At 66.9% G+C, this 12,767-nt stretch carries 8 protein-coding genes; 7 read left to right on the top strand and 1 reads right to left on the bottom strand.

The genetic code is table 11. The features are described from left to right. Positions 1-64: 64 nt before the first annotated feature. Complete coding sequence (locus ACHBTE_RS03340) at positions 65-3,805, bottom strand: GH92 family glycosyl hydrolase (protein ID WP_394721990.1); 3,741 nt, start codon at positions 3,803-3,805, stop codon at positions 65-67. A gap of 427 nt (positions 3,806-4,232) precedes the next feature. On the opposite strand from ACHBTE_RS03340, the gene ngcE reads away from it, so the two are divergent. From ngcE to ACHBTE_RS03305, 7 genes are all read left to right on the top strand, one after another. Continuing rightward, positions 4,233-5,729 carry an N-acetylglucosamine/diacetylchitobiose ABC transporter substrate-binding protein gene (gene ngcE, locus ACHBTE_RS03335; protein ID WP_394721785.1) on the top strand — a complete coding sequence of 499 codons (1,497 nt, stop codon included), beginning with the start codon at positions 4,233-4,235 and terminating at the stop codon, positions 5,727-5,729. A 37-nt stretch (positions 5,730-5,766) separates the two neighbouring features. Continuing rightward, the gene (locus ACHBTE_RS03330) at positions 5,767-6,690 is read left to right on the top strand and encodes a carbohydrate ABC transporter permease (protein ID WP_394721784.1); all 924 of its coding nucleotides are present in this window, start codon (positions 5,767-5,769) and stop codon (positions 6,688-6,690) included. A gap of 12 nt (positions 6,691-6,702) precedes the next feature. Beyond that, positions 6,703-7,635 (top strand): carbohydrate ABC transporter permease, encoded by a 933-nt coding sequence (locus ACHBTE_RS03325; protein ID WP_394721783.1) that lies wholly within the window; start codon positions 6,703-6,705, stop codon positions 7,633-7,635. Between the two features lie 208 nt (positions 7,636-7,843). Continuing rightward, entirely contained in the window at positions 7,844-9,055 is a 1,212-nt protein-coding gene (locus ACHBTE_RS03320; protein ID WP_394721782.1) for an ROK family protein, read from the top strand. A gap of 133 nt (positions 9,056-9,188) precedes the next feature. After that, the gene (locus tag ACHBTE_RS03315; RefSeq protein ID WP_394721989.1) at positions 9,189-10,286 is read left to right on the top strand and encodes a sugar ABC transporter substrate-binding protein; all 1,098 of its coding nucleotides are present in this window, start codon (positions 9,189-9,191) and stop codon (positions 10,284-10,286) included. A 226-nt stretch (positions 10,287-10,512) separates the two neighbouring features. Beyond that, complete coding sequence (locus ACHBTE_RS03310; protein WP_394721781.1) at positions 10,513-11,304, top strand: ATP-binding cassette domain-containing protein; 792 nt, start codon at positions 10,513-10,515, stop codon at positions 11,302-11,304. Then, complete coding sequence (locus tag ACHBTE_RS03305; RefSeq protein ID WP_394721780.1) at positions 11,301-12,596, top strand: sugar ABC transporter permease; 1,296 nt, start codon at positions 11,301-11,303, stop codon at positions 12,594-12,596. The genes ACHBTE_RS03310 and ACHBTE_RS03305 overlap by 4 nt, the downstream gene beginning before the upstream one ends. Positions 12,597-12,767 lie beyond the last annotated feature (171 nt).

Raw genomic sequence — 12,767 nt, 5'->3', positions numbered from 1 at the left:
CCCCCCCCCCCCCCCCCCCCCCCCCCCCCGGCCGAGCGGGTCCATCGACCCGCAATCCGCCTGTTCAGCCGAGCAGTTCGACCTCCGAGACCACCGCCTCGGCATCGAGGACCAGGCGGTACTTGTCGTACGTCCCCGGTGACCGCACGGAGAAGGCCCGTGTCTGCCGGTCCCAGGTGAAGGACTGGGCGGAGCGCTCATCCAGGGTCCGCCAGGTGGTGCCGTCCTTCGACGCCTGGAGCTTCCAGCCGGTCGGCGCCTTCGTCCGGTCCGACGGCGACGTCAGGGTGTACTGCACCGCCTTGGCGCCCTCGGACACCGGCAGGTCCACGGAGGTGACGCTCGCCTGGGTCGCCGAGGTGTTGTCGAACAGCGCCCCGTCGCCCTTCAGCACGTCCGCGCGCGGTGTCGGCACCTCGTCGTCCTGGGTGATCGACACCGGCGCCGCGTTCCTGCCGGTGCCCCAGGAGGAGGGCCGCGGACCCATCTCGAACTCCAGGACGCCACCCTTCGCGATCAGCGCGTGGGGCAGCGAAGTCGACCTCCACGGCACGCCGTTGACCTTCAGCCCCTGGACGTACACATTGCGGGCGTTGTTCCGCGGCGCCTTGACGACCAGTTTCCGGCCGTTCTCCAGCTGGACCGTCGCCCTGGTGAACAGCGGCGACCCGATGGCGTACTCGCCGCTGCCCATCACCAGCGGATAGAAGCCCAGCGCGGAGAACAGGTACCAGGCCGACTGCTCGCCGTTGTCCTCGTCGCCGTGGTAGCCCTGCCCGATCTCACTGCCGACGTAGAGCCGCGACAGCACCTCACGGACGTTCTTCTGCGCCTTCCAGGGCTGACCGGCGGCGTTGTACATGTAGTTCGCGTGGTGGGCGACCTGGTTGGAGTGGCCGTACATGCCCATCCGGACGTCCCGCGCCTCCGTCATCTCATGGATGACGCCCCCGTAGGAGCCGACGAAGTCGGGCGAGGCCGTCTCCGGGGTGGCGAAGTACTCGTCCAGCTTGTCCGCGAGGCCGCTCCGGCCGCCGTACAGGTTGGCCAGGCCCCGGCTGTCCTGAGGCGCCGTGAAGGCGTAGCCCCAGCCGTTGGTCTCCGTGTAGTCGTGGCCCCATACGCGCGGGTCGTACTTCGAGGACTCGACACGCCAGTCGCCCTTCGCGTCCCGCCCCTGGAAGAAGCCGGCCTTCGAGTCGAAGAGGTTGACATAGTCCTGTGCGCGGTTCAGGAAGTACGCCGACTCCTCCTTGTACCGCTTGTCGCCGGTCTTCTTGTAGAGCGCCTGACCCATCCGCGCGATGCCGTAGTCGTTGAGGTAGCCCTCCAGCGCCCAGGACAGGCCCTCGTGCGTCTCGGTGCTGGTGTAGCCGAGGAAGGGCGAGGTCGCCATGCCCTTGCGGCCCACGCCCGACGACGGCGGTACGACGGTCGCGTTCTTCACGGCCGCGTCGTAAGCCGACTTCGCGTCGAAGTCCACGCCCTTGACGTAGGCGTCCGCGAAGGCCACGTCCGAGGAGGTGCCGGTCATCAGGTCCGCGTAACCGGGGGAGGACCAGCGGGAGGTCCAGCCGCCGTCCTTGTACTGCTGGACGAAGCCGTCGACCATCTCGCCGGCCTGGCTCGGCGTGAGCAGCGAGTACGCCGGCCAGGTGGTGCGGTAGGTGTCCCAGAAGCCGTTGTTGACGTACACCTTGCCGTCGACGATCTTCGCGCCGGTGTGCGTCGGGGTGTCGGGGTTCGGCATCGGGGAGAAGGGCGACGCGTACCGGTGCTTCCCGCCGACCTTCTCGAAGCCCGAGTTGGGATACAGGTACAGCCGGTACAGGCTGGAGTACAGCGTGGTCAGCTGGTCCTGGCTCGCGCCCTCCACCTCGACCTTGCCGAGCAGCCGGTCCCACTGGCGCTGGGCGCGCGACTTCACGGTCTCGAAGGAGGCACCGTCGACCTCCTGGCGCAGGTTGTCCTTGGCCTGGTCGACGCTGATGAGGGAGGTGGCCAGGCGGAGCGTGACGGTCCGGTCGTCACCGGCGTCGAAGCGCAGATGACCCTTCACCCCACTGGAGGAGCCCTCGGTCACCGGCTTGTCGAAGGTGCCGTACACGAACAGCCGGGTCGCGCCCGTGGACAGCCCGGACTTCACGTCCGAGTAGCCGGTGAAGGTCCCGCTCTCCTTGTCGAGCGTGAGCCCCGCCTGGTCCGTCACGTTGTCGAAGAGGACGCTCGCGTCGTCACCCGGGTAGGTGAAGCGCAGCACCGCCGCGTGGTCGGTCGGCGCCATCTCCGCCTTCAGCCCGTTCTCGAACCGCACCCCGTAGTAGTACGGCCGCGCGGTCTCGTTCTCGTGCCGGAACGCGAGCTCGCGTGCCTCCCGTCCCACGTCCGGGGTTCCGGAGGCCGCCGAGGGCATCACCTGGAAGGTCTGCCGGTCGCCCATCCAGGGGCTGGGCTCATGGCTGGCGCTGAACGCCTGGATCGTCGGCAGGTTGTCGGCGTTGTTCGAGCGGGCGTAGTCGTACAGCCAGCTCAGCGACCCCGCGTTCGTCACCGGCGTCCAGAAGTTGAAGCCGTGCGGCACGGCGGTCGCCGGGAAGTTGTTGCCGCGTGAGAAGCCGCCGCTGGACAGGGTGCCGCGGGTGGTGAGCGCGTAGTCCGACGGGTGCGCCTTCGGCTTCTCGGGCGCCACGGACCTCAGCGTGACGTCGTCCAGCCAGCCCCGGAACCTCGCCGGGCCCTCGGGGGAGTCGTACGCCACCAGGATCCGGTCGACGGTCTTGCCGCGCGCGACCGACCCGATCCGGGAGGCCACGTGGTTCCACTGGTTGACGTAGAGCACCTTGGCGGCGCCCTGCCCACGCGGCGAGAGGGGGAAGCCGTGCTGGTCGGTGGCGCCGAGGTCGCTCAGATAGGTGCCGTCGGTGAAGGCGAGGTCGACGGAGACGTTCGTGGCGTCGTAGTCGAGGTCGCCGTCCGCCATCGACGGGAAGACTCGGTAGGACAGCCGGGTGTCGCGGCCGACGGCCACGTCGACGTCGTAGACCTTGTTGTACGAGTACGCCCGCCCGTCCGCCGTGTGCCGCCCGGCGTAGCGCAGCGCCCGCTTGCCGGTGAAGCCGGCGCCGGCCTTCGCGGTCGGGGAGCCGCTCGGGCCGCGGTCGACGAGGGAGAGCATGTCCTGCGGGACCGGGCCGTCGCCACCGCCCGTGGAGAACTGGACGTCGGCGAGCTGGAGAATGTCCGAGGCGCCGTTGTTCTCGGTGACCTCCAGCCGGAAGTGCTGGTACTCGGCCGGCTCCGCGAGGTCGTACGTCTTTGTCTGGAACCTTTCGGTGAACGCCTCACCGGAGCGGGTGTCCAGGGTCTTCCATTCCTTGCCGTCGGCGGAGCCTTTCAGGGTCCAGTCCCGAGGGTCGCGCTCGGCGTGATCATTTGCTGAAGTAAGCGCGTATTTCGCTATCTTTATGGGTTTATCCGTGTCGAACTCCACCCACCCGGCGGTTTCGAAGACCAGCCACTTGGTGCTCGATTCTCCGTCGACGAGGTTCTCCTTCACCTCCCCGCCGCCGGTGTTCTCGCCGTTCGCCCGCACGTCCGTGACCCGGTCGGTCACATTGCCCGGAATGCCGCTGCTGTAGCCGCCATCGACGCCGGAGGCCCGCTTGCCGCCGTCGGGTGCGGTGTCGACGGTGTTGAGCCAGTCGGGTGCCGGGTCGTCGGCCTCGAACGACGACGCGAACTCCCGGTCCATCGTCGCGGGGGCGGGCGGCAGAGCCACCGCGGCCCCCTGTGCGCTCACCGCCAAAGAGAGGACGGCCGCCGACACGACAGCCGCCTCACCCCATCTGTGCCGAGCTCTCTGCTGCTTCAACGGGTACCCTCCCTGCGCACGGGACAACGTTGTCAACTTCGCTACGCAAGGATCAGTTGTGGCCCAAGTGCTCAGTCATGTCAAGGGTGTTGGATGTGGCATTCGGGGACAATGACGGGGATTTTTCCGCCACGGAAGACACAGGTCGCCGGGATTTCCCGCAGGTCTCAACTCGGAAAAGACCATCGGTCAAACTTCATTCGATCTTGATCCGCTGGCGGGAAGTGGACTATACCTGTCGGCACTTCACACGATCCGCACTTACTGCACGACCCAGCCTGCACGACCAGTTCGACCCGATCGCGGTGCCGGGGAGGATCCGGTTCACCGCCTGAGTCCTGGAGAAGGCGAGGACTTGAGCATGGGATCCACTTCCGCCGAGAACACCGAGAACTACGGCTCCGAGAACACCGGCTCCGAGAACACCGGCGCCCCGGGCGTCGGACGCCGCGCCCTGATCAGGCGGTCCGTCGCGCTCGGTCTGGTCTCCGTACCGACGATGAGCTTCCTGTCGGCCTGTGCCACCGGCGGTGGCGGGGGCAACGAGAAGGAGAGCAAGGCACCAGGCGGCGCGAAGTCCGCCACCAACCCGCTCGGTGTCAAGGAGGGCACCGCGCTGGAGGCGTTCATCTTCAAGGGCGGCCTCGGCGACCAGTACGCCAAGGACGCGGAGGCCGACTACAAGGCCAAGTACAAGGCGGACGTCAAGCACACCGGCACCCAGCAGGTCGGCCCGAAGCTGACCCCGCGCTTCGCCGGCGGCAACCCGCCGGACGTCATCGACAACTCCGGCGCCGACCACCTCGACATGAACAAGCTGTCCACTCAAGGCCAGCTCCAGGACCTCCAGGCGCTGCTGGACGCGCCCTCGATGGACGACGCGAGCAAGAAGATCTCGGACGTCATCCACCCGAGCACCATCGAGAAGGGCAAGCACGGCAGCACCTTCGACGTGCTGTACTACGCCTTCACCATCTACGGCACCTGGTACTCGCAGAAGGTCCTCGCCGACAGCGGCTGGGAATACCCCAAGTCGCTCGACGACATGGTCAAGCTCTGCGGCGAGATCAAGAAGAAGGGCATCGCGCCCTGGACATATGCCGGAAAGTATCCGTACTACGTCCACTTCAACCTGTTCGCCCAGATCGCCAAGATCGGCGGAATGGACGCCTGGATCGCCATCGACAACCTGGAGCCGAACGCCTGGACCAGCAACGACGCGGTCAAGCAGGTCGTCGAGCACTACGAGGAACTCGCGGCGAAGAAGTACTTCCTGGAAGGCAGCCAGGGCCTGACGCACATTCAGTCCCAGACCGCCTGGAACAAGGGCAAGGCCGTGTTCATCCCCAACGGCTCCTGGGTGGAGAACGAGGCCGCCCCGACCACGCCCAAGGACTTCCAGATGTCCGTCGGCGCGCTCTTCGACGGCTCGAGCGGCGACAAGATGCCCAACGGCACGCTGCGCGCCGAGCCCAGCGAGCCGTACATCGTGGCGAGCAAGGGCAAGAACCCGGCCGGTGGCATGGAGCTCCTGCGCATCATGCTCTCCAAGAAGCACGCGCAGAACTTCGCCACCAAGGTCAAGTCGCTGACCTGTGTCGTCGACGCCACCGAGGGCATGACTCTCTCGCCGGGTCTGGCCTCGGCGAGCAAGGCGTTCAAGGGGGCCGGCGACAACATCATCAGCCTCCAGCTCCAGGAGTGGTACCCGTCGCTGACGGACGAGAAGATCGGCGGTCTCACCGGGCAGCTGCTCACCGGTGAACTCAAGGCGGCCGAGTGGATCAAGAAGACCCAGCAATACGCCGACGCGGTGCGCAAGGACGATTCGGTGAAGAAGTTCACGCGCGAGAAGTAGGCCGGGCGGACAACGAGGGGAAGGGCCGGGAAGCACCATGCAACACGGCAAATACCGATTCATCGTGGGCTTCCTGGCCCTGCCCGTGATCGTTTATGCGATCTTCGTGATCTCGCCGTTCGTCCAGGCGTTCCAGATCTCGCTGACCGATTGGTCGGGACTCGTGGGCACGGCGAAGTTCGTCGGATTCGAGAACTTCGAAAAGCTCTGGCACAACGAGGACTTCTGGAACGCGCTCTGGCACAACGTCTGGATGCTGATCGCGGTGCCGATCGTGACGCTGGGCCTCGGGCTGTTCTTCGCCTTCATGCTCAACGTCGGCGGAAAGCGCCGTAAGAACGAAGTCATCACCGGCGTCGCCGGGTCCAAGTTCTACCGGTTCGTCTTCTTCTTTCCGCAGGTCATCTCCATCACCATCATCGCCGTCATCTGGTTCAACATCTACAACCCGGACCCGCAGGACGGCATGCTCAACTCCCTGCTCGGCACCCTCGGTCTGGACGGCTGGCAGAACGCCTGGCTGGGCGAGAAGAGCCTCGCCCTGCTCTGCATCATGGCGGTGATGATCTGGTCCCACGTGGGCTTCTACGTCGTGCTGTTCTCCGCGGCGATGGCGTCCATCCCGCGGGACATCTACGAGGCGGCCCTGCTGGACGGCGCCGGCCGCTTCCCCACCTTCTTCCGGATCACCCTGCCGCTGCTCTGGGACACCGTGCAGACCGGGTGGGTGTACATGGGCATCATCGCCCTGGACGGCTTCGCCCTGGTGCAGATCATGTCCGTCAACATGGGTGGCCCCGACGGCGCCACGGACGTCATGCCGCTGCGCCTGTATCTGACGGCCTTCCGTGACAGCCAGTTCGGCTACGCGTCCGCGATGGGCGTCGCGATGCTCATCGTCACCATGACGTTCGCCGTGCTCACCCTGCGCTTCGCGCGGCGTGAGCGGATCGAGTTCTAGGGGTACGGGGCGATGACGACCGACACGAACACCGGCACGGTCACCAAGACGGCCGGGCCGGACCGCCCGAGCGTCAGCAAGAAGCTCGGCGCCACCGACGGCCGCAGCTCCGAGGGCGGCGTCCTGCACGTCTTCTCGCACGGCATGCTCGTCCTGTGGGCGCTGATGGTGGGCGTGCCGCTGCTGTGGGTGCTGTGGAGCTCCTTCAAGACGAGCAACGGCATCCTGTCCGACCCATGGGGCCTGCCGACCTCGCTGGAGTTCGAGAACTGGGCCAACGCCTGGAACAAGGCGAACATGGGCCAGTACTTCCTGAACACCGCCATCGTGGTGGGCGGATCGGTGGTCGGCACGATGGTGCTGGGCTCGATGGCCGCCTATGTGCTGGCGCGGTTCACGTTCCCGGGCAACCGGTTCATCTACTTCATGTTCGTGGCCGGCATGTCCTTCCCGGTCTTCATGCTGGTCATCCCGCTGTTCTTCGTGCTGCGGGACTTCCCCGGCAGCTCGCTGCTGGCGACGTACCACGGACTGATCCTCGTCTACATCGCCTATTCGCTGCCGTTCACGGTCTTCTTCATGACCGCGTTCTTCCGCACGCTGCCGACCTCGGTCGCGGAGGCCGCGCTGATCGACGGCGCCTCGCACACGCGAACGTTCTTCCAGGTGATGCTGCCCATGGCCAAGCCGGGCCTGATCAGCATCGGCATCTTCAACTTCCTGGGGCAGTGGAACCAGTACCTGCTGCCGATGGTCCTCAACCAGAACGAGGACAAATACGTCCTCACCCAGGGCCTGGCGATGATCGCCCTCCAGCAGGGCTACGAGAACGACTGGGGCGCCCTGATGGCCGGCATGATGATCGCGATGCTGCCGGTGCTCATCGTCTACTTCATCTTCCAGCGACAGGTGCAGGCCGGTCTGACGGCGGGTGCGCTGAAGTAAACGCTGTCTGTGGGCCCAGCGTGAGGGGTACGTCACTCCTCGTCCAAAGTGAGCCGCCTCACCACGAGGCGGCTCACGTGTGTGCGTACACACTTCCGGATCCGGTTCAACCTCTTGACGGGAGGCAACCCGAACGGCTCAGCTTAGAGTTCACTAGTTGGACACGGACGGGGCCTCATCGAAGCGGTCCCGCGCGCAGGAGGTCGTCGTGGAGACTCCGGGGTCGCAGTCGTCGCTGCACCGAGCCAACCTGGAGCGGGTCGTCCGGGCCGTCAGGCTGGCCGGATCGCTCACCCAGGCGGAGATCGCCAGGACCACGGGTCTGTCCGCGGCGACGGTCTCGAACATCGTCCGGGAACTGAAGGACGGCGGAACGGTCGAGGTCACGCCCACATCGGCGGGTGGCCGCCGGGCCCGCAGCGTCTCGCTCAGCGGCGACGCCGGGATCGTCATAGGGGTCGACTTCGGCCATACGCATCTCCGCGTCGCGGTCGGGAACCTCGCCCATCAGGTGCTGGCGGAGGAGTCCGAACCGCTGGACGTCGACGCCTCCTCGACCCAGGGTTTCGACCGGGCCGAGGAGCTGATCGACCGGCTGATCGCGGCGACCGGCGTCGACCGCTCCAAGATCGCCGGGGTGGGCCTCGGCGTGCCCGGCCCGATCGACGTCGAGTCCGGCACCCTCGGCTCGACCGCCATCCTGCCCGGCTGGACCGGCACCAAGCCCGCCGAGGAACTGCGCGGCCGGCTCGGCGTGCCCGTGCACGTGGACAACGACGCCAACCTGGGCGCCCTGGGAGAGCTGGTCTGGGGCAGCGGCAAGGGCGTGCGGGATCTGGCGTACATCAAGGTCGCCAGCGGTGTGGGCGCGGGTCTGGTCATCAGCGGGCAGATCTATCGGGGCCCCGGCGGCACGGCGGGTGAAATAGGGCATATTACTCTTGATGAATCCGGCCCGGTCTGCCGCTGCGGAAACCGGGGCTGCCTGGAGACCTTCGCGGCTGCCCGCTATGTGCTCCCGCTGCTCCAGTCCAGCCATGGCACCGATCTGACCATGGAGGGCGTCGTACGGCTGGCCAGGGACGGAGATCCGGGCTGCCGTCGAGTGATCGCCGACGTCGGCCGCCACATCGGCAGTGGAGTCGCCAACCTCTGCAACCTGTTGAACCCGAGCCGCGTGGTCCTCGGCGGTGATCTCGCCGAGGCCGGCGAGCTGGTCCTCGGGCCGATCCGGGAGTCCGTCGGCCGGTACGCCATTCCCAGCGCGGCGCGCCAACTGTCCATTCTCCCCGGGGCACTTGGTGGTCGTGCGGAGGTGCTCGGAGCCCTTGCTCTGGCGCTCAGTGAGATGGGCGATTCAGTGCTTTTGGATGGAAGTGTCGCCAGCGCGCTGCATGCGGCCACGCCTGCCTTCACTTAGAGAACGCATGGCACCGTTGCCAACCCGTTAAGGATTTACTTCTTGACGTCGCACGTGTGGCCGAGTTGACTTCCAGCCACCTCGGCCGCAATGTCGCGGCCTCGTCAGGGAGGTTTCTGAAGTGAACACGCGTATGCGTCGTGCCGCCGTTGCCGTCGCCGCTGGTGCGATGGCCATCTCGCTGGCTGCCTGCGGCAGCGCCGGGGAAGCGGGCGGCGACAACGACTCCACTGCTTCCGCCGCCAAGGGCGACAACATCAAGGTCGGTCTCCTGCTCCCGGAGAACCAGACCGCCCGCTACGAGAAGTTCGACCGTCCCTTGATCCAGGCGAAGATCAAGGAGCTGACGAACGACAAGGCGACCATCGACTACAACAACGCCAAGCAGGACGCCAACCTGCAGGCGCAGCAGGTCGACACGATGATCACCAACAAGGTGGACGTACTGATCCTGGACGCCGTGGACGCCAAGGCGATCAAGAACTCCGTCCAGAAGGCCGTCGACGCCGGCATCAAGGTCGTCGCCTACGACCGCCTGGCCGAGGGCCCGATCAGCGCCTACACCTCGTTCGACAACGTCTCGGTCGGCAAGACCCAGGGCGAGGCCCTGCTGAAGGCGCTGGGCGGCAAGGCCAAGGACGGCCAGATCGTCATGATGAACGGCTCCGTCACCGACCCGAACGCCGCCCAGTTCAAGGAGGGCGCGCACTCCGCCCTCGACGGCAAGGTGAAGGTCGGCAAGGAGTACGACACCAAGGAGTGGAAGCCGGAGAACGCCAACCAGAACATGGAGTCGGCGATCTCCGCCCTCGGCAAGGACAAGATCGTCGGCGTCTACTCCGCCAACGACGGCATGGCGGGCGGGATCATCACCGCCCTGAAGGCCGCCGGCATCGACGTCCCGGTCACCGGCCAGGACGCGGAGCTGGCCGCGGTGCAGCGCATCATCGCCGGTGAGCAGTACATGAGCGTCTACAAGCCGTACGCCCCCGAGGCCGAGGCCGCCGCCGAGATGGCCGTCGCGCTCGCCCAGGGCAAGTCGCTGGACTCCATCGCCAAGGACAAGGTCGACAGCGGCAGCGCGAAGGGCATCCCCTCCGTGCTCGTCCCCGTCACCTCGCTGACGAAGGACAACGTCAACGACACCGTCATCAAGGACGGCGTCTACACCGCCGCCGAGATCTGCACCGGCAAGTACAAGGCCGCGTGCGACGAGCTCAAGATCGGCTAGTCAGGTCCCTTTCCAGGTACGGGAGTTCGCACTTGAATTCCCGTACGGGACATGACCCTTAGGACTCCTCCGGTGCCCCGCGCATCATTCAGCCCCGCAAGCTCGGCGCGGGGCGCCGGACGGACCACCCACGCGGGTAAACCCCCGTCACCCACCCGGGCAACCCCCGCCCACCCGCCCTGAATTTCTCTGCACAGCCCTTCCGCCGGGTCAGGCGGCGAAGGAGATGGTTCACGTGTCCGCTACGCCCGTGCTGGCGTTGCGCGGGGTCTCCAAGCGTTTCGGTGCCGTCCAGGCGCTCACCGACGTAGAGCTTGAGGTCCACGCCGGTGAAGTGGTCGCCCTGGTGGGCGACAACGGCGCCGGAAAGTCCACGCTGGTCAAGACGATCGCCGGCGTGCACCCCATCGATGAGGGCGTCATCGAATGGGAAGGCAAGGCCGTGTCGATCAACCGGCCGCACGACGCCCAGGCCCTGGGCATCGCGACGGTCTACCAGGACCTCGCGTTGTGCGACAACATCGACGTCGTCGGCAACCTCTTCCTGGGCCGCGAGCTCAAGAAGCGCGGCGTCCTCGACGAGGTCGAGATGGAGCGCCGCTCGCGCGAGCTGCTCCAGACGCTCTCGATCCGCATCCCCAGCGTGCGTATCCCGATCGCCTCGCTCTCCGGCGGTCAGCGCCAGACCGTGGCCATCGCCCGTTCCATGCTCGGCGAGCCCAAGCTGGTCATCCTCGACGAGCCCACCGCCGCCCTCGGCGTCGAGCAGACCGCGCAGGTCCTCGACCTCGTGGAGCGGCTGCGCGAGCGCGGCCACGCCGTCATCCTCATCAGCCACAACATGGCCGACGTCAAGGCCGTCGCGGACAAGGTCGCCGTGCTGCGCCTCGGCCAGAACAACGGTGTCTTCGAGGTCAAGACGACCTCGCAGGAGGAGATCATCTCCGCCATCACCGGCGCCACCGACAACGCCGTGACCCGCCGTGCGGCGCGCACGAACGGGGAGGTTTCCAAGTGAGCATCGACAAGACCTCCACCACGCCGCAGGACGAGCACGAGGTCCTCAACACCGAGGCCGCCGCGGCGGCGGTCACCGCCGTCGACCCGCGCCTGCTGGTGCAGGAGCAGGGCCTGGCCGGCTACGTCACCGAGTTCCGGCGCAAGATCAAGGCCGGTGAGCTGGGCTCCCTGCCCGTCATCCTCGGCCTGATCGTCATCTGCATCATCTTCCAGAGCCTGAACCCCGCGTTCCTGTCCGCGCAGAACATCAGCGACATCACCGTCACGATGGTCGGCACGGGCATGATCTCCGTCGGCATCGTGTTCGTGCTGCTGCTCGGCGAGATCGACCTGTCCGTCGGCTCGGTCAGCGGCGCGTCCAGCGCCCTCGCCGCCGTCCTCGCGGTGAACCAGGGCTGGCCCGAGTGGGCGGCCGTGCTCTTCGCCGTCGCCGCCGGCGCGCTCATCGGCGCGGCGCACGGCTTCTTCTTCGCGGTACTGGGCGCCCCCGCCTTCGCCGTGACCCTGGCCGGTCTGCTGTTCTGGCTCGGCTTCATGCTCCAGACACTGGGCGAGAACGGCACGATCAACCTCGACAGCGACGGTCTGATCGGCAAGCTGACCACGTACTTCTTCACCGACGTGGCCGCCGCGTACGGCCTGGCGGCCGTGATGACCGCGGTGTTCTTCATCACGTCGTTCCTGGGCAACCGCCGCCGCGAGGCCGCGGGGATCCCGTTCCGGCCGCTGAGCGACACCATCCTGCGGACGGCGCTGCTCGGTGTGGTCTCCTTCGCCGCGGCGATCATGTACAACCAGTACAAGGGCCTGCCGCTGGCCACCGTGATCTTCCTGGTGTTCCTGTTCGCCACGGACTTCCTGCTGCGCAGGACGTCGTACGGCCGCAAGGTCTTCGCCCTCGGTGGCAGCGTCGAGGCCTCGCGTCGTGCCGGCATCAACGTCACCGCCGTGCGGATCTCCGTGTTCGCGATCTCCGGTGGCTTCGCGGCGATCGGCGGCCTCTTCCTGGCCTCGAAGATCGCCTCCGCCAACCAGAGCGCCGGTACCGGTGACCTCCTGATGAACGCGATCGCCGCGGCCGTCATCGGCGGTACGTCGCTCTTCGGCGGCCGTGGCCGCACCTGGAACGCGCTGCTCGGTGTGCTGGTCATCGTCTCGATCCAGTACGGCCTCCAGCTGGAGTCGATCGCCGAGCCGGTGAAGTACATGATCACCGCGGGCGTCCTGCTCACCACGGTCGTGATCGACTCGATCACCCGCAAGACACAGAAGACGGCCGGTCGCGCATAGCACCGTCGCCCTGCAGACACTGTGCCCGGCACCAATGGCGGTGCCGGGCACAGTCCTGTCGTAGGGATGCCACAACTTGGGTACAGCCGACCCGTGACGTATGACGCACCGCCCGCGCGCCGCCCGCAACGGCGGAACATTAGACTCGACACGCCCGGCAACAGCTCGAAC

Origin of the sequence: Streptomyces sp. M41, from assembly GCF_043673425.1 — a bacterium.
In the GTDB taxonomy this organism is placed as follows: Bacteria; Actinomycetota; Actinomycetes; order Streptomycetales; family Streptomycetaceae; genus Streptomyces.
The sequence above is the reverse complement of the archived record's forward strand: the minus strand, read 5'-3'. Positions and strand labels throughout refer to the sequence as shown.